Source organism: Ruegeria sp. E8, from assembly GCF_056533985.1.
In genome coordinates, this window is the sequence record NZ_JBQFOY010000017.1 from 42,719 (window position 1) to 60,479 (window position 17,761).

At 53.3% G+C, this 17,761-nt stretch carries 14 protein-coding genes; 3 read left to right on the plus strand and 11 right to left on the minus strand.

The window, feature by feature from the left end; translation table 11 throughout:
* Window positions 1-240: 240 nt before the first annotated feature.
* Entirely contained in the window at window positions 241-903 is a 663-nt protein-coding gene (locus tag ACR0LF_RS18330) for an HAD family hydrolase (RefSeq protein ID WP_480582712.1), read from the minus strand.
* Between the two features lie 138 nt (window positions 904-1,041).
* On the opposite strand from ACR0LF_RS18330, the gene ACR0LF_RS18335 reads away from it, so the two are divergent.
* Window positions 1,042-2,199, plus strand: coding sequence for a sugar-binding transcriptional regulator (locus tag ACR0LF_RS18335; RefSeq protein WP_480582710.1), 1,158 nt, complete (start codon window positions 1,042-1,044; stop codon window positions 2,197-2,199).
* Window positions 2,200-2,250: 51 nt separating this feature from the next.
* Here the strand turns inward: ACR0LF_RS18335 and ACR0LF_RS18340 are convergent, their stop codons facing one another.
* The 8 genes from ACR0LF_RS18340 to ACR0LF_RS18375 all read right to left on the minus strand — a co-directional run bounded on the left by ACR0LF_RS18340 (window position 2,251) and on the right by ACR0LF_RS18375 (window position 13,792).
* Window positions 2,251-4,599, minus strand: a complete 2,349-nt coding sequence (locus ACR0LF_RS18340; protein ID WP_480582708.1) for a glycoside hydrolase family 65 protein — start codon at window positions 4,597-4,599, stop codon at window positions 2,251-2,253.
* Window positions 4,600-4,633: 34 nt separating this feature from the next.
* Entirely contained in the window at window positions 4,634-5,617 is a 984-nt protein-coding gene (locus ACR0LF_RS18345; protein WP_480582706.1) for a carbohydrate kinase family protein, read from the minus strand.
* A 60-nt stretch (window positions 5,618-5,677) separates the two neighbouring features.
* Window positions 5,678-6,745, minus strand: coding sequence for a substrate-binding domain-containing protein (locus tag ACR0LF_RS18350; RefSeq protein ID WP_480582704.1), 1,068 nt, complete (start codon window positions 6,743-6,745; stop codon window positions 5,678-5,680).
* 83 nt (window positions 6,746-6,828) lie between these two features.
* Entirely contained in the window at window positions 6,829-7,989 is a 1,161-nt protein-coding gene (locus ACR0LF_RS18355) for a sugar ABC transporter permease (RefSeq protein ID WP_217354249.1), read from the minus strand.
* A 12-nt stretch (window positions 7,990-8,001) separates the two neighbouring features.
* Window positions 8,002-9,534, minus strand: a complete 1,533-nt coding sequence (locus ACR0LF_RS18360) for a sugar ABC transporter ATP-binding protein (protein WP_480582703.1) — start codon at window positions 9,532-9,534, stop codon at window positions 8,002-8,004.
* Window positions 9,535-9,702: 168 nt separating this feature from the next.
* The gene (locus ACR0LF_RS18365) at window positions 9,703-10,752 is read right to left on the minus strand and encodes a substrate-binding domain-containing protein (RefSeq protein ID WP_480582701.1); all 1,050 of its coding nucleotides are present in this window, start codon (window positions 10,750-10,752) and stop codon (window positions 9,703-9,705) included.
* Between the two features lie 716 nt (window positions 10,753-11,468).
* On the minus strand, window positions 11,469-12,782 hold the full coding sequence (locus ACR0LF_RS18370) for an ankyrin repeat domain-containing protein (RefSeq protein WP_480856446.1): 1,314 nt from the start codon (window positions 12,780-12,782) through the stop codon (window positions 11,469-11,471).
* Window positions 12,783-12,829: 47 nt separating this feature from the next.
* Window positions 12,830-13,792 carry a hypothetical protein gene (locus tag ACR0LF_RS18375; protein WP_480582698.1) on the minus strand — a complete coding sequence of 321 codons (963 nt, stop codon included), beginning with the start codon at window positions 13,790-13,792 and terminating at the stop codon, window positions 12,830-12,832.
* 231 nt (window positions 13,793-14,023) lie between these two features.
* Between ACR0LF_RS18375 and ACR0LF_RS18380 the strand changes: the two genes are divergently transcribed.
* Window positions 14,024-14,260 (plus strand): hypothetical protein, encoded by a 237-nt coding sequence (locus ACR0LF_RS18380; RefSeq protein WP_480856447.1) that lies wholly within the window; start codon window positions 14,024-14,026, stop codon window positions 14,258-14,260.
* Window positions 14,261-14,550: 290 nt separating this feature from the next.
* Here ACR0LF_RS18380 and ACR0LF_RS18385 read toward each other — a convergent pair whose 3' ends face one another.
* The gene (locus ACR0LF_RS18385; RefSeq protein ID WP_480582694.1) at window positions 14,551-15,525 is read right to left on the minus strand and encodes a hypothetical protein; all 975 of its coding nucleotides are present in this window, start codon (window positions 15,523-15,525) and stop codon (window positions 14,551-14,553) included.
* A complete protein-coding gene (locus tag ACR0LF_RS18390) occupies window positions 15,525-16,559 on the minus strand; it encodes an alpha/beta hydrolase (protein ID WP_480856448.1) in 1,035 nt (344 codons plus the stop codon). The genes ACR0LF_RS18385 and ACR0LF_RS18390 overlap by 1 nt, the downstream gene beginning before the upstream one ends.
* Before the next feature lie 157 nt (window positions 16,560-16,716).
* Between ACR0LF_RS18390 and ACR0LF_RS18395 the strand changes: the two genes are divergently transcribed.
* Entirely contained in the window at window positions 16,717-17,634 is a 918-nt protein-coding gene (locus tag ACR0LF_RS18395; RefSeq protein WP_480582690.1) for a LysR family transcriptional regulator, read from the plus strand.
* Window positions 17,635-17,761: the final 127 nt, after the last annotated feature.

A 17,761-nucleotide genomic window follows, 5' to 3' on the forward strand; every position in this document is an offset into this window, starting at 1 on the left:
CGCGCGAAACAAGGGGAAGGCCGGACGAACAGTTCGCGGATTTTCCGGGCCTTCAGCCAAACGCCATACACGCGCGCAAACAGTCCCAGCAGTTTCAAGGCCGCATCGGAGCTTGGCTGAAGCGGCCAATAGCCCAATTCGGACGCCGAAGTTACGAGAGGTTGAGTACACGATACTGAATCTTGGGTGTAGTTTGCTATCTGTCCCAAATAAATCCAATTCTATATCGCTAAACAATACTCAAACTGGTAGCTCAGATCTGGATTCATTGATCTGTTCTATATCGATCTCGGCCAGCGAAGAAATGACGCAATCCGCCGCCGTTAGTTCACTCTCGTGATCTTCATGAAGAAGACCTACGCAGTAGAAACCACCATTCTTTGCTGCTTCGACTCCGGAGGAAGAATCCTCGATCACGACACATTCATCCACTTTCAGCCCCAGCCCGCTGGCGGCGGTGAGAAATATATCAGGGTTGGGTTTTCCTTTTTCGACATCATCGCCCCCGATAACAACTGGAAAGGCATCCAACAAACCAGCTTTTTCAAGAACGGCTCGGACATTGGCGCTGCTGGAAGCGGCCGCCAGCCCGTAACCCTCTGACTGGCATTGTCTAACCAGGCGCGCAGCAGCATCGAACACACGAAATTCACCTCGCTCGATCATTTCAACATAATAGTCATTTTTTTTGTCTGCGGCGGATCTGACTTCATTTTCCGAATGCCGGGTCATGACCGCGCGCGCGCCGTCAAAACGTGGGCGTCCGTCTACAAGCCGTCTGTATTCCGCCCTACCAAACTCATACCCGTATTCTTCGAACATGCGCTTCCAGGCCGCAAAATGCGTCGGTACGGTGTCGACTAAAACACCATCGAGGTCAAAGATAAGTCCTTTGATCGGCATGCTGAATCTCCTGGTTCGAGCCTGTGCCAGAAACACGTAGCATGTAGGGAAATTTCTTCAATCGGCTGGCATGTGAATGTTTATCTGGCATAATTATTCACGCTGCCAAGCTTCCGTTACCGGACAATGTTGAAACAAATGATTGACGTTAAAAAACTTCCATTCGAAGAACGCGCCCAGTGCGCTGCCTATATGCGCGCGACGCACAACATGTCACAGGTAGAGATAGGGGCCATCCTTGGAGGCCTGTCTCAACCGCATGTATCGCGGTTGCTGAAACACGCTGAGCGCCAAAACTATCTGGTCATCGAACAACGCTTCGTCAAAGAACAATTCTCAGATGAGTGGATTGGCCAGATGGACGAATTGCTGGCACCTTCAGGGCTTAATTCTGATCTGAAACGATATTGCAACAGGAACAACCTCAGACCGCCCAGGCTTGGAGTCTTCGAAAGCGGCCCAGGGAACACCGAAGCTGCGCTTTCACAGCGCCGTACCAGATTTGGACGAACCGCATCCGGGCGATTGATAGAACTGATTGAGAAGTCGAACGTCATCGGCGTTGCGTGGGGTCGAACAATCAAGTCTCTGGCAGAAGGAATTGCAGCCTCAAGGCAACCCATAGATAAATCGCAAAAGACTGAGTTTGCAGCGGTTTGCGCAGAATTGATGTCGCTGGCTCAGCATGGATACTCTGCCAGCCGACTGGCCGGAACGTTTGATGAGCTATTTAACGATCAGCCGGAGGATAGCCCTCAGCTCACTGGTTTCCCGGCATACATACCCCGTCACTACGATGAGACCATGCGCCGTTCCATCTGGCAGTACATCTCTGACACCCCGGGATTTCACCGCGTGTTTTCAGGTCCAGACGCGTTGATTGGCAAAATGGATATGTTGATTTCCAGCGTCGGGTCGTCAAGCACTCCAGTTCTGGGCAGTTTTGAAGAGCTGGTTCAGGCAGGCGGGTTAAGGGCTGACGATCTCCGGCAATTAGTCGTCGGGGACGTTGGCGGTATTTTGATCCCGAGAACCGAGATTTCTCAGGCCAAGATGGACCTGATTGACGAACTGAACGGGCTGTGGACCGGGATCAAAACAGAGCATGTCAAAGCCATAGCAGATCGGGCATTTGACGATCCTGACCAAAGTGGTGTTGTGGTCGTCGCGATTCAGAAGGAACGAGGTGATACGGTATTCGAACTGATCACCCGGGGGCTTGTTAACGAATTGCTCATCGATCACTCGGCGGCGGAACAACTGCACACGCGCGTTGCCGAGGCTCTTGCAGACTGACGATAGCACCTCTGCACACCTTGACCCTTCCTGCGAGAACAATCTTGGTTGTCACGCAGGCTGCGGCGCGAAGACCGCTTCCTCTCCGGCAATCAAAGTAACAGGATGGCCCATCACCTCGATATCTTCTTTCGTGCCGGACGGAGCAATCAGCTTAAACCGACACTCGTCATGAGAAATCAGAACTTCGACGTCATTCCCCTGCCACTTCAGATTAAACTGGATGCCGGACCATGCCTCGGGCAGCCAGGGTTTGAAGGTCATCTTGCCGTGCTTGACCCTGAACCCGCCAAACCCACACACAAGCGATTGCCAGGTGCCGCCAGCCGAAGCGATATGCATTCCGTCCTGCGTGTTACCCTGATTGTTGACCAGATCAACAAAGGCAGACCGTTCGAAATAGCGATGCGCCGAGGAAATGTCGCCGACTTCAATCCCCATGATCGAATGAATAGCCGGGCTGAGCGATGATTTATGCATCGTGCGCTTTTCGTAAAACGCATAGTTCACCTTTTTGATTTCGTCTGAAAACTCATCAGGCAAAAGATAATTCAACATGATCACGTCTGGTTGTTTGAGCAGCATTGATCCGTTCAGTGAGAAGTGGTCATGCCCTTCGGGGTAGATTGGCATACGGTTTTTGTCCCATTCCGTGATGGGAATGTCCTGAAGCTGAAAATACCCTTCAAATTGTTCAATTAGATTGCGAGACGCGTCAAACGGAACGTAGATTTTTTCAGAGGTTTTAATCCACTGCTCTACTTCATTCGCTGTCAGCCCCAACCTGTTCAGAAGGTCATCATGGGTCAGAGTTGAGGTTTCGCTGAGTTCAGCAAAAACATGCGCCGATTGCTGCAGATGCCATTTCGCCATTCGGTTGGTGAACGTATTGTTGTCGACATGTTCGTGAAACTCGTCCGGCCCGATAACGTTTGTCAGCTCGTACCGGTCCTTGTCTTTGTTCCATTCCAGCCGGCTGATCCAGAACCGACTGGTTTGATACAAAACCTCGGCACCGAAATCGCGAAGGAAATCTCTGTCTCCGGTCGCCGCAACATAACTGAGGATGCCATATGCCACGCATGCGGTGACGTGAATCTCTTCTTCTCCGGTCCAGATACGGTTCGTACCATCCGCTGTCCATTTTGGCGTTGTTTCCACTCCGGTATCAGCAGATTCCCATGCGTACTGCGCGCCCTTAAGCCCATTCAATCGGGCGTTCTCAAGTGCGCCGTTCAACGTGTTGTAACGGTACTTCAGAAGGGCTTTGGCGGTCTCCGGCTGCGTGAAAATGTAGAATGGCAGCAGGAAGATCTCGGTATCCCAGAAAACGTGCCCTTTATACCCCTCGCCTGACATGGACTTGGCGCCGATGTTCGCGCGCGGGTCGTTTTCGTTTGCGGCAATCAGCAGATGATAGATGTTGAAACGCATTGCACGCGTTGCTTCTGGATCACCCGTCACCACACAATCACAGGAATCCCATTTTTTGCGCCAGGCTGCGGCACTTTCGCTTAGACATGCGGAGAACCCTTTGGCATGCGCAGTCTCAAGGGAGACTTCGCACTTGGCCGCCAATTCCGCGCCGTTCAGATCTCGCGATGTATAAATCGACACCAGCTTTTCGAAAGTCAGACTTTGCCCGTTGAGCGCCTCGACAGAAACGGTTTGTGAAACCTGCTCATAATCACGGTTTGCGCCTTTGAACTCGCTGAAGGAAGGACAATCCAAGGCAGACGCCATGCCAATCGAAATGCCAGTGTCCAGAGTCAGAACTTCGATATAGGACGCATCGCTGCTTGCATGTGACTGAGTGACCTTCAGGTGTCGGCTTTTGGCCCATTTTTCCCATTTTACTTCGGGATGGAAATCTGGGTTTCCCTGATAAGCTGGCAATCGATCCAGATTGTATCGATGGGCATCAAGGGCGCTTTCGACAGTGATCTCGGACGAGTGGTTTTCGAGAGTGACGATCAGGCGAATGCCACAGATGTGCTGATCGGCAAAACTGGCAAAGCGGATGCTGGTGATGCGAGTGCGACGGCCTTTGCTGTCTTCAAACACCGTATCTCGGTGGAGAAATCCGGTCTGCAGATCCAACACGCGCTTATGCTCGACCACTTTACACGTTTGGACATCCAGAATTTCACCTTCGACACGGACCCGAAGCGGCAGCCAGGTAGGCACATTGACCTGATCGATCACCGTCGAGTCATGGTGATCGTAAACACCGGCCAGATAGGTGCCAGACAGCTCTCCTTTGTGGCCCTCCTCCAACGATCCACGTGTGCCCTGATAGCCGTTGCCGACCGTAAAAATGGTCTCCTTGAAGTTTGCTTCATCCAGATTGAATTGGGATTCTTCGATCAGCCAGTCGCTACTGCTCAGCATTGTCTGCATGTCAGGGCTCCATTCGGGTGATATTTCGGATAATTCAGTCGCCGTAGGTTTCGGCAATCTGACGTTCGGTTTCTTCCAGCGATCCGTAGACATCCAGCTCGCTGCTCGAGCAGCGCTGCGCTCCTGCACAGTTTCCGAACTGGCAGGCTTTGACGAAATCGCCAGTTTTGAGGTAGCCAAAAGCCAAGCCACCAGCAAAGCTGTCACCGCAGCCCGTGGTGTCGACCACATCCTCGACAAGCACTCGCTTGACCAGATGTTCCCGCATCCGGCCGGTTTCATCTTTGTGGTAGACGGCGCAGCCGTGTTGATCCAGCGTGACGTAGAGCGCCTTGACGCCCAGATCCAGGCAGTGTTGGGCGAACTTGGGCAACTGGTCCATCGTGAGTTCGCTTATTTCCTGCAACTCGTCAGAACCATATTCTCCCTTGAACCAACTGCATTGAGCCTCCTCCAAATTCATCTTTAGAAGGTCGATATGCGGAAGCCAGCGATCTCTATCGATCCAGAATTTATGATACCGTTCGCCATGTGCTGAACACCCGCTGGTGGGACCATGCGCATCAAATACAACCAGACCATCGCTGTTGGCCTTGATGTATCGGATCGTTTCCAACGGAACCTCGAAATCCGTGATCGGAACGAAAACGAAAGCCTCGCAATCCATCAGGTCTTCGATGTCGTCGGGCAGGATCGGGTTCATGAAACCCGTTTGCTTTTCGTTGCGATGGTTCTGATCGACGTAAACCAGATCGATCACCGCGCCCTGATCTGCATCGCCGGTGACATGGCTAACATCCAGATATGGAAATTCAGACAGCAAGGTGCGAACTTTGTCGAAATCTGACCTGCGCACATGACTGACAACGTTGATCCGCGAACCCGGACCGGCCAGCGAGGACATACAGACCGCCGTATAGACCGCGCAGCCATATTTATTGAATTTCTCACCCTGATAGCTGGTGATATTGTCCCTTGGGATCGGGCCAAGGACTGCGACATTGATCTTGTCAGACATTTCGGTCCCTTGCTTTTATTCGCTGTTTCGTCGACGGGCGTATGCGTGATTATAGCAGCTTCAGTTCTGATAGATCTGTTCGCTGGTATAGAACCCGCCGTCGATCACCGTGCTGTCGATCGTATCTTTTGACACTGCGAAAACAGGGGTGATAACCGTCGGGATTTCCGCGAAACCATTGTCGATCAGCGAATGCTCACCGATCAATTCGCTGATTTCGGCATCCGGAGACTGCGCTATTTTCACGGCAATATCCGCCGCCTCATAGGCCAGGGGCTTGATTTGCTTCCAGATTTCCAGCGCCTGTATGTCATTGGCGACCATTTGGACATTCTTCAGATCAGCATCTGACCCGGCAACAAAGACCTGATCAGCAGATGCCAGATCCTCATCCGACAATGCTGCCAGAACCCCATAGGCAAGCCCGCTGTTGTTGGCGATGAACGCATCGATGTCGTTGTCATATTCGACCAGTAGGTTCTCGACAGTGTCTCTGGCCATATCGGGAGACCAGTCTACATGGCTGCGATCCGCAACAAGCTCGAGCCCAGGATGATCGGCAATCACTTTCAGCACACCACTGCTGAGCGCTTCGGCATTGGCATCACCAGGCTGACCGCGGATCAGGGCGACCCGACCTTTGACCTCGCCGCGGGTATCATTCAGCCAGTCCACCATCGCTTCGGCCTGAAGCTGCCCGACAGCCCAACTGTCCTGCATGACCATGACGTCAAGCGGCCCGTCCTGCAGCATCGAGTCGTACCCGACGACTTTGACGCCTTGATCGTGGGCCAAATCAACAAGGGCACCAGCGGTTGCGGTGTTGACGGGTTGCAGGACCAGAACGTCCACCCCCGATTCCAGCATTTGCTCAACCTGCTGCAACTGACGCAATGGATCATTGCCGCTGCTATCAAAGATCACATCTGCGCCTTGGGATTCCGCACGTGCAATGAACAGGGATTTGTCAGTCTGGTATCTGGCTTCCTGCATGGTCTTGAGCAGGAACCCGATTGTAGCGTTGTCCTGCGCTGCCGCGATCATTGGCAGCGATGCGGATAGAAGGCCGGCCAAACCCAAAGCTTTGAGGCCATTTGTGCGTAAGGTTGCTAAAATGGACTGGACCATCGCTTACCTCCCAACTGTCATTCAAGATTTAGGGGATTTTGGCGTTGCCCCCGGTACGTATGACCGGGGGCAGACCTGCAGCTTTATTTCTTCTGCATCACATCGAACCAGACGGCGAGGATGATGATCAGGCCCTTGATGATCAGCTGATAGAACGTGACCACCCCAAGCAGGCTCATACCGTTGTTCAGCACGCCAATCAGCAGAGCACCGATGATGGTTCCGCTCACCTTGCCCGAGCCACCGGCCAAGCTGGTACCGCCGATAACAACGGCCGCAATCGCATCAAGTTCGAACATCGTTCCAAGGTTGGGCGAGGCACCGTTCAGACGCGAGGCCAAGATGATACCAGCCAGGGCCGACAGGACCGAAATGACCGTATAGACAATCATCTTGGTGCGGACGACGTTGATGCCGGACAGGCGAGCCGCATCCTCGTTTCCGCCAAGCGCATAGAGGCGGCGACCAAATCGGGTGCTGTTCAGCGTATAGATTCCGGCAAACGCGATGACTGCAAAGATCGCGACTGGAACAGGGATCCCTTTGTAGCTGGTGAACACGTGGAAGGCCAAAGCAAAACCACCAATCATCACCGCCCCGTTGACCAGCAGCTCTTGCATATTCACTTCCACGCCGTGAGCTTTGCTTTGTTGAACGTCGCGGAAGATCGAATAGACAGCAAGCGCAGCACACACGATCAGCACGATACTGGACATCATCGGCGGAATATAAGCCCCACCAATCAATGGAAACACATTACTCGTTACCGGTACAGAACTGCCGTTGGTCAGGGTCAGAGCCAAACCGCGTGCAATGGTCAGCATTCCAAGGGTTATGATGAATGGTGGTATGTTGAACTTTGCTATCCAGAACCCGTTCCACAGACCTATTCCGACACCCACGATCAAAAGGGTTGCAGGCACCGCCAATATTGTCGGCACACCCCATTGCATCATGAGCGTACAGACGACCGCTGATAACCCGACGACAGAGCCAACGGATAGGTCAATACCCGCAATCAGAATGACCATGGTCATGCCTACGGCAATGATCCCGATGATGGTAACCTGACGGGATAGGTTGCTAAGGTTTCGCGCGGTGAAAAACGCGTCGTCGGCAAAGCTGAGCCCGACGACAAGCACGATTAATGCAATTAGCGTCGCATTGTCCTTTATGAAGTTTATCAGGTGGTTTTCCTTGGCGCCATTGACGCCAACACCTGCAACGTTGCTGTCAGCACTCATTTGCTTCCTCCCTTATGCGCTGCCGGTGGCATACGCCATGATTGCTTCTTTCTTCGCGTCGTCCCGTTCAAAGTTCGACACGATCTCGCCTTCGCACATCACCAGAATCCGATCGCACATGCCCAAAACCTCGGGCAGTTCCGAAGAAATCATGATGACGGTGACACCTTGCTGGACCAGTTCGTTCAGCAGCTTGTAAATCTCGACCTTGGCGCCGATATCGATCCCGCGTGTAGGCTCATCCAAGATAAATACATCGGGCCGCGAGTTCAGCCACTTACCCAGAATGACCTTCTGCTGGTTGCCGCCGCTGAGCGTTCCGATAACGGTGTCAATCGACGGTGTTTTGACTCCAAGCTGGTCGACGTATTCCTTAACGACTTTGCGCTCCTGCTGGGTGTTGATAATGCCCAGAACCTTTGAGCTGATCGTCTCGAGCGAGGAAATCGTCGTGTTGAATGAGATGGACTTGTCGAGAAACAAACCCAGCGCCTTACGGTCTTCGGTCAGCAGTGCGATACCGGCATCGATTGCATCTTTCGGAGATTTGATGTTCAGCTTTTGCCCGTTCAGCTTCACCTCACCGGTGGTCTGGTCCGGATAGGCACCGAATACGCCACCGACCAACTCAGTTCGACCTGCGCCCATTAGCCCGGAGATGCCCAATATCTCGCCTTTGCGGGCAACGAAGCTGGCGTTCTTGACCAGATAGCTGCCAGGCAGGTCGGGGTTTGTGACGGACAGATCGTTGACTTCCAAAGTCACCTCACCCGGTGTGAAATCGACCTTGGGGAACATATCCTTGATGTCGCGCCCGACCATTCGGGCGATGATCTGATCAAGCGTGATATCCGCGATAGGCGTGACTTCACCGATGGTCTGGCCATCGCGCAGAACCGCAATCCGGTCGGCGATCTGCTCGATCTCTTCCATCTTGTGCGAGATGTAGCACATGCAGACACCATCAGCTTTCAGCTTGCGGATGATACGGAAGAGATCCTTGACCTCTTTATCTGTCAGCGCCGACGTCGGTTCGTCCAGCACCAGTATCTCGGCCTTGAGCGACAGCGCCTTTGCAATTTCGACCATCTGCTGTTTGCCCACAGTGATGTTCTGCACCAGATCTGTCGGACGAATGTCGTTGATACCTAGTTCGGTCAGAAGCTTTTGTGTTTCCGCAAATGTCTGGTTCCAGTTGATCCTGCCCTTGGCGTCAGTGAACTGGCGATCCAGAAAGATGTTTTCCGCAACCGACAAACCGGGGATCAGGTTGAGTTCCTGATAGATGATGCCAATGCCAGCCGCCTCCGCCTCTTTCGTATTCGCGAACCGGACTCTTTCACCGCGCAGAAAGATATCGCCCTCGTAGGTGGGGTAGGGCCAAACCCCGCTGAGCACTTTCATCAACGTGGATTTGCCCGCTCCGTTTTCTCCCATCAACGCCAGAAGCTCACCCGAGCGGGCTTCGAAATTCACATTGTTCAGGGCGCGAACTCCGGGAAAATCCTTGATGATACCCTGCATTTTCAGGACTACTTCAGACATGCTATTTCCCATCACATTCAGAAAGGTGTTTCGGACACTCCCCACCCTGACCGGCAATCCTGCCGCGAGGGGTTTAAGGAAGGAGGGCACCATGAAGCCGCGCGCGGGGAGTACACGCATAGTTAGCCAGATGGCGAAACGCCCTCCTTCAGGAAACAGTCCGGAGGATCAGTTCCCGTAGACTTCTTCTTTAGAGTAGAAGCCGCCAGCGATGATCGTGTCATCGATGTTGTCCTGCGTCACAAGCGTGATGGGGGTCACGATTGTCGGTACGTCGGCGAAGCCGTTGTTGATAACCTTGTCCACTTTGACAAGATCGGCAGGCGCAGTTTCCGGATCTGCAGCCAAGGCAACCGCCACCGCTGCTGCAGTTTCAGCCAGAGGATCGATCTGCTTCCAGATTTCGACAGCCTGCTTGCCTTGCGCAACATATTGAATATTGGCCAAGTCGGCATCAGATCCGGCTACAAACACTTTGTCTGATGACGCCAGCCCCTGTGCTTCCAGTGCCGCGATAACACCACGAGCCATGCCGCTGTTGTTGGCGATAAACGCGTCGATGCTGTTGCTGTTAGAGGTCAGCGTGTTTTCCGCAGTCGCCATGGCCTTCTCAGATGACCAACCTTCATGCGCCTGATTTGTTACCAGTTCCAACCCCGGGTTCGCTTCGACAATCTCCAACACACCGCTGCTCATGGCAATCGCGTTAGAGTCGCCGGGTTGACCTTGAATCAGGGCGATCTTGCCGGACACCTCTCCGTTTTTCTCCTGCAGCCAATCGACCATGGCTTCGCCTTGCAGGCGGCCCACGGCCCAGCTGTCTTGCATCACCATCGCATCCAGCGGCCCGTCCACGAGCATCGAGTCATACCCGACAACGCGCACACCTTCGCTGTTTGCCATACTGACCATGCTACCGGCGGTACCAGTGTTAACAGGCTGCAAAACGATGACGTTCGCACCCTTGGCGAGCATATTTTCAAATTTCGCCAGCTGGGTCAGCTCGTCGTTGTTCGCTGAATCAAAGATGACTTCGGCGCCCAGTTCCTCGGCTTTCGCAGTAAACGCGGCGCGGTCACGCTTGTAGCGCTCTTCCTGCATGGTTTTCAGCAGAAAGCCAATTTTGACATCGCCTGCATACGCTGTCCCGGCAGTTAGTGCGACAGCGGCGACAGAAAGCAAAGCGGCTCTACGGGTAATGGTCTGCAACAGGGACATATTTCCTCCAGTGTATGTTCCTTAGCTGCCAGACCGATAGGTTTGGCAGCATGAAATGCTTCGCAAATTGTGCTGGATGCCGGCTAACCGGTGAAAACAAGCGTCAATCTCAAAGCGATAACGCTAACATAGCGGTGGAGAATGAGGGGAGAATTTGTATATTTAGAAAGCATAAATATTCACGGCACGGTCGTGAGCCCTGCGCAAAAATATATTTTCACATATTTAACAATATCATAAAAGGCTGCCGATCACTTATCGAATTCACAAAAACCTTTTGGACAGACCGCGCCAAAGTTGTGTCGTACTCGCCAAGCGGGTTGCAAAGCCTCGAAACAGGCAATCAAAAATCCTGATAAGATAACCAGGCCGACCACGTCTGGTGTTTTCTCTGTTTGCATGCTCAAGCGAACCAATAGGCCAATTCATGCAAACGCCATCGAATGACCGCTAACCAAGACTGGGAATGGCTTTTCGCGAGAGCAGAGAAGGTCCGGATTATCCTTTTGCTGTTTTTTACCGCCGGCGCGAAGGACAGAAAGCGGCGGTTCAGATCACGAATGCCAATGACGGTTTTGTCCCGCATTTCGCGAGTTCAGGAAGCCTTTGATTTTGCGCTCGCAGCGAACGGCAGGTTCGACGGGCTGCGCCGCAGCACGGAAACTATGGGGTGAATGTCCGGAAAGGGCCGCGCTCGCCACCCAAACTCCAAGAAATCACTCCTCCAGAACCTTCAACGTGAGCTCAGCAATCCTCCGAAAGCCCTTCCGTCCTGCAATTTCATATCCCTGGATGGCATATGCCTTGCGCTTTGCCTTGAAATCCTCTGCAGAGTCCTGCGCCAGTTTATGCGCTTCCTCAAGCTCGCTTCTACCCGTTTGATATGCCGTGCATGCCAATCTCATCTCGAAGATCGTGGCCCGCCCAAATTCAGCGGCAAAAATGGCAGGTGTTTTACCGCTATATGTTTGGAGTGTTGGGTTCGCGCCAGCAGCAAGAAGAACTTCAAAACATCGATCAGCTCCGACCTTGGCGGCTGAATGCAATGCCGTCCGACCAAGTGCGTCTTGCGCGTCAACATCCACATGGCGGTCAATGAGGGCGTTTATCATTTCTACATCTTTTCGCTCGGCCGCCAGCATCAGTGCAGTCTGTTTCAAATAGTCCCGCGCATTCAGAACATCCGTGGGCAGCAAGCTAACCAGCTTCAAATGCGTTTCGGCCATCGAATTGGCAAGTTCAGAGGGTTCTTTGGGGATTTCGTGATAGGTCGGCATTTGCCTCATAGCACGCACAAGATCCGTCACCATCTTTGATGTCACAGTGAAGAACGTGTCGCCACGCACATTTCGCAACTTACGCTTCAACGTGCCGCGAAATTTCTTGATAAAACCGCGCACTTCCACCTCGGGAGCTCCAGAGAAAAGCAAACCTGCGTATGCGCGAATAATCTCGGAATTCTCGTGAAGCGGTCCTTCGATTTCCACCCCTTCGTAAGGGCGAACAATGTTGCCCCAGAACCACTCGGCATGATCGGCGGCGGCCAAGCGCATTGAATAATCGATAGGGCCTTCGCCGAGTTTCCAGCGAGCAACCACTTCAGGCTCGACTGACTTGCAAAGAAGTCGGAAACTGCGCTCTGCGCTATTTCTGTTGAAAGAATCCTGAGCAACAGCGAGTGAGAAGTTGAGCTTTGCCATTTCCAACTTTAGCGGTCCGATAGACCGCGTCATGCAAAGGTCCAAGGCCGCTTTTGCATGTTCGCGCGCTTCGTCAAAATTACCAGCCGAGATTGCGTTAAGGGCACACAGAAAGAGGAGGTCCGATTCAAACTCGGCAATACGCGATTGGCTTCGTAGATTTGCAATTCCTCGTGCCACAAGGAACTGTCGATCTGAGCAGTCGGAGCCCCAGTCCTCCATAACCTCGTTGAATATATCTTGAATGATCTTTCGCTCTTGTATCCCTTCAGTGTTGGGCAGCCACATTTTGTGTGATCTGGCTTTTAAGTCGTTGAAAATGTCGGGCAACAAATTGTCATCAGGTAGACTTCTGAAAAGCAGGGATAAAAATTTCGCTACGGTTTCTGGCGCGGGCAAATTTCCTTTGCTGTCATTTGTGATAGCGGAGAACACACTATTCTTTGCCCATTTAGGGAAAGATTCAGAGAACCCTCTCTCTCTCGCTCGACCGAGGGATTGTGGCTGAGTAATGTGGCCTCATGACTCCATCTAAAAAGCTCAACCAACTGCAACGCCTTGTTGTGCGTGGGATCCGCGTCGTCCGGCTCGATATCTGGCGTCAGGAAACCAACGAGATCCTTGTAGCTTTGCTCCAATGCACGCGCCCAAAGCAACAATGAGCGAAGCTGCGTTGTCGACAGATGAGCTTCGTCTGCATTCTTGTATGAAAACTGATGATCGTCGCCAAACCATTCCATGATCCGCGATATCGCTGGTGTTGTGTCGCCTGATTTCCAATTACGGATACTATGCGCCCTTTCATCATCGACTTCTCCCCAGAGACGGCGCAACGGGCTATCAATCTGCTCGAGCCACCAAGTCATTAGTGTCTCGACCGGCAAAATCAAACGATTTGGGTTTGCAGGGTCTTGATGCGGCAAAAACCAAAGGTCGTCTTCGGGCATCTGAGGCAAATGCGCTTCGTCCAGGCACCAGAAGCCCCACGTTCTGCCAAGGGCAGGCATAACGTCGAACGCCAGAAGCACCCAAAGCGCCTGCTGCGGAGTTGCCGAGAATGTCCGCGTGTGGAGTTCCAACGCATCCAGGGAAAGCCCGAACTTAATGGCTTGCTCAACAGCATCGCCCCATAGGGTTGATGATTGCTCCAGACACAACGACTGCCTTAGCAGGTCAAGCAACTCGAGCGTTCGGCCAACCCCTTTCTCCAATCGCATCTCCGAACTTGCGTAACGGCGGCGTTCTGCGTGCTGCCATTTCGGAGAGCAGAATAGCGACGCAACGTAAAGGAGTGCGGTGTGTGAAGTTGGAAGTTGGGCTTTCGACAGAGTTTCGGGCATGGTCACACCCCGGCCTGTTGTCGGTGTAACCTTGACAGTTCCGCCTTCACGTTCCGAAACGCCCGTCGATCACTCGGCGTTCGTGAGAATACCAACACACCACCACCTTCCAAGGATAGCTTTGAGTATTTTTTTCCAGAGACATAACGCGCCCCAGACGTCACTTCTTTTGCAATCACCTTGCTCAACTCTTTGTCTTTTGAATAATACACTTTGCACCTCGATAACGGGATGGCGGCGCAACCACCATCCCAATCATTTCTTTCAGTAACTGTCGTGGCCGAGCCTTTTGCAGAAGCCTTTGTGCGTGCTGCGCGCGGCTGGCTAGAGGCTACTTATTTCCCCTTAGGCGGATTGTTTCCGCGGCCAGAACCAGATTTGTTTCCGGTGGTTGACGGGCCGTTCGTAGGGCGTGGATTTGCCATTTCTCTTTCCTTTTCTTTGATCCATTTTCTGCCTCGCATCTGAATGTTGCTTGGCATGAGGAAGAGATAATCGAAGCCGCCCCCATCCGTGAGGAAATCGGGAATACAGTCGCAAAACTGATCATGCGGGAGACAATTGGCCTTAAGATCACGTCACACAGCCAAATTATACCTCGGCCCAGACCAGTTCGAACGGCGAATGTCTGCTAAGCGGGCTGCATCCGCAGCGGTGGGTAACAGAGCTAGACAGCGGCCTTGGGCCGCCAGTTAGCTCTCGGTGCAAATGCTGCAGGCGGAAGCCTTGCGCCACGGAAGCCAGAGTACGTGCGCCTTTTAGTCGAGATATTGTGCTGCCTGAGACGGCAAATTCGCATAGGATGCGTCATAGAAATAAGTCAGCCAAATTGACGACCCATCGAAGAGTATATCGGAAATCCCGCGCGAATGAGACCCGGCGCTCAGCGGATGAATGGTCCCATCAGTTGCAACGCGCAAAAGCTTCGCATTCGGATACTCTTCGTGACCCCGATATCCTCCGACAACAACTGTGTCGTTAATGCTTTCAACAGATTCCAAATTACCGAAACCGTTTGAAACAATCACAGCGGTATCCCCGTTGTCTGTATGCGGAACCCGATATAAGGCACTATCCCAAGCGTCGTCGCTGCCCCAGGACACCGCGTAAATCCCTGTCTCTGTGATCGCAAAGCGGGCAAGTCCACCAATGCGCAAATCGTCGAGGTAAGGTTGAATTTGTCCGGTTTGGGTTGCGACCGATAGGAATGCGCCGCGCCCAAAATCACTCACGAGAAGGGTGTTCTCGTCGAGAGCTTCGATGTCGTACAGAAAAACGCCGTCTTCACTAACGGCATGCCGCCAGTTTACTGTGCCATCCGGCGCGGTAGAGATGACCTCATTGCCGTCCACAATGACAATCTGGTTGCCAGAACGCACAATTCCGGTCGGATTGCGCAGACCTTGCCCATCCGAGAGTTTGATTTCCTCGGTCGCGCCGTCGGGAGTGAGCTTGTATAGCCCGCCATTGGTGGCGTCTGAGCCGAACTCTTCATCTGGTCCACCCGGTCCAATTGAAACTGCGTAAAGATCGCGCCCCATGGGCAAAACGGCTTCGGTAAAGGGCGGCAGCGGCTGTTCGGCGACAGCAGGGCAGGCTGCAAAGCAGGCAACCAGTAGCGACAGAGCTTTCATCTCAATTAATTCTCCTGTGTAGCTGCGCTTCAACGTTGCCGCCCTTTTTCCCTGCGATGACTGCTCTGGGGCGGCCTTCTCGAACCAAGCGGTCTGCATCAGATGTTTCGGCCAACGGCCAGAAAGTGCGGAGCCAGCGCGTTGACGGTGGCGTCAATGATCAGCGGGTCTTCGTAAAACTGAAGCTGGTTGGCGCCGTCGATCCAATGCAACGTCTTCTGCTTGGACGCGATATCTTCAAAAATGCGACGGGGAATGTCCTGACCGCTTGCTGCTCTGTCACCATGGATCATTAACACGGGCAGACTCAGTTGAGGGGCTGTTTCGTCGATCCGCCAGCCCCAAATGCCAGCTTCGCTCATGGCGGTGATGCGGTTTTCCCAACCCCCTTTGAAAGTCAGCCAAGGGGCCCTGTTGTCCCAGGGCAGGTACCAGTCCGCAATGGCTGTTGCCGTCAGAAGGGCATCCTCAGAACCGACAATTGGAATGTAGCTTGCTTCCCCCGTTTTTTCGAAATCGGCGGCTGCTTTGGTCGCGCGTTCCATGCGCGCTTCTACTTCCGCATCACTGCCAAGGTACATTCTGGCGGTCTCTGCGGTCAGATAATGACCTGCGACGACCCCGAGAGAGGCCACGCGATCGTCTGTCGCCGCTGTTTCGATCGCCCAATTGACGCCCTGGCAAATCCCAAGAAGATGAAGCCGGCTTGCGTCGATGCCTTCCTGAGCGGCGAGAAATCCGAGGGCCGCCTGGCAGTCTTCAACCTTGGCTTCGCCAGACTCGTAGCGTCGGGGGGTGCCTGAGCTTTCTCCGTGATAGCGTGGATCGAATATCAAAACGGCCAGCCCGCGCGATGCCAGGCGGGTTGCATATTGCACGGGCGATTGTTCCTTTACGAATGCAACAGGCCCGATGATCACAACTGCCGGGTGAGGTCCTTCCGAAGCAGGTCTCAACAACTTTCCGATAAGGGTTTCCCCAGAGCTGTCAAAGGACATCGTTTCAACATCATAAGAGCCAAGTGCCGATTGATCTACGTCACCGGATGCCTCCGCAGTGCTGGGCCGGGCGGCGAAAGCTCCGGTCATGGATGTTGCAATCGCAATTGAGTTGAACATGCGTCGTGTAATCACTGCTGCTATCCTTTCGTGTTCAGTTTGATGGGTGCCACACCCAAAAGGTCATGGGCAGAACGCCTGATCGGCGGGCGCCCGGTTGGGCTTCGCTTGTCAGTTAGCTCGCGACTCGCATAATTGGGATGACGTAGCTAGCATGATGAGCATGCAAAAAATGAATGATGGTTTAACTTCTCTGGATGTGCGGACTCTGCGGTTCCTGCAGATCCTGCTTCGAACAAGTAGCGTGACACGCACTGCACTGCATTTGGGGATCAGCCAGCCCGCTGCCAGTCGAATTCTTGCCCGGGTACGAGACCTGATCGGGGATCCGGTGCTGATCCGAACGCAGTCCGGATACCAGTTGACGGATCATGCGCTGAGCCTGAATGAATCGGTCGATGCGGCACTGTTGGCGATAGCCAACGTCTTCAGGCCTTCCGCCTTTGATCCGCACCAATCCAACCATTGCTATCGCATCGCCTCCACAGATTACGGCGTAGCTGCTGTCCTCGGACCGATGATGGACGCCTTTGCCATTACCGCTCCAGCATTAAAATTCGAAGTCTCACCACTGGTGCCACAAAGCTTTAGCGACTTGGAAAATGGAGCGATTGATCTGCTCCTATACGCGGATTTGGATGCCAGGGACGATCTGCTCATTCAGAAGCTATTTGATGAAACCTACGAAGTTCTTTTTCGACACGGCCACCCGCTTGAGGCACTCGCAGCTTCAGAACGGGTCCTTAGTCCGCAGGACGTTACCCCCTACCGGCTAATTGAGTTCAGTTACCCGGGCACTACCGATTTGAAACCGGATACGATCATGCGGGAAGACAGAGATGGTTCGAATGCCGTATTCCAGCAGCCCTATTTCACCACGCTGCCTTTTTTGGTCGGACAGACGGATGCAGTTGCAGCTGTCCCCAAGCGGCTGGCAAAACAAGTTCAGAAATTGACCTCTCTTTGTTCAGCTCCGTTTCTGCCGAGTAGCGGGTTCCCCTATTATCTTATCCGTCACGAGCGCAGCCGCTTCAACCCGGCGGTCAATTGGCTGAGGGAACAGGCATTGGAGATCACCACGTCCGACTGACCAGATGTTCGAGCCGCGATGATGGTTTGGGCGTGAGAACTTCGAAGCACGGAGAAGCCATTCAAATCACCAGCCGCTCTTGGGTCCTAACGAATCCACAATCCCGCTATGGCTGTTTTAGTGGGCC

Coding starts and splice junctions, on each gene's coding strand:
- ACR0LF_RS18340 (WP_480582708.1), bottom strand. CDS start 4,599: ATGCAGACAATGCTGAGCAGTAGCGACTGGCTGATCGAAGAATCCCAA.
- ACR0LF_RS18330 (WP_480582712.1), bottom strand. CDS start 903: ATGCCGATCAAAGGACTTATCTTTGACCTCGATGGTGTTTTAGTCGAC.
- ACR0LF_RS18375 (WP_480582698.1), bottom strand. CDS start 13,792: ATGCCCGAAACTCTGTCGAAAGCCCAACTTCCAACTTCACACACCGCA.
- ACR0LF_RS18385 (WP_480582694.1), bottom strand. CDS start 15,525: ATGCAGACCGCTTGGTTCGAGAAGGCCGCCCCAGAGCAGTCATCGCAG.
- ACR0LF_RS18350 (WP_480582704.1), bottom strand. CDS start 6,745: ATGGTCCAGTCCATTTTAGCAACCTTACGCACAAATGGCCTCAAAGCT.
- ACR0LF_RS18360 (WP_480582703.1), bottom strand. CDS start 9,534: ATGTCTGAAGTAGTCCTGAAAATGCAGGGTATCATCAAGGATTTTCCC.
- ACR0LF_RS18380 (WP_480856447.1), top strand. CDS start 14,024: ATGGCGGCGCAACCACCATCCCAATCATTTCTTTCAGTAACTGTCGTG.
- ACR0LF_RS18355 (WP_217354249.1), bottom strand. CDS start 7,989: ATGAGTGCTGACAGCAACGTTGCAGGTGTTGGCGTCAATGGCGCCAAG.
- ACR0LF_RS18345 (WP_480582706.1), bottom strand. CDS start 5,617: ATGTCTGACAAGATCAATGTCGCAGTCCTTGGCCCGATCCCAAGGGAC.
- ACR0LF_RS18395 (WP_480582690.1), top strand. CDS start 16,717: ATGAATGATGGTTTAACTTCTCTGGATGTGCGGACTCTGCGGTTCCTG.
- ACR0LF_RS18365 (WP_480582701.1), bottom strand. CDS start 10,752: ATGTCCCTGTTGCAGACCATTACCCGTAGAGCCGCTTTGCTTTCTGTC.
- ACR0LF_RS18335 (WP_480582710.1), top strand. CDS start 1,042: ATGATTGACGTTAAAAAACTTCCATTCGAAGAACGCGCCCAGTGCGCT.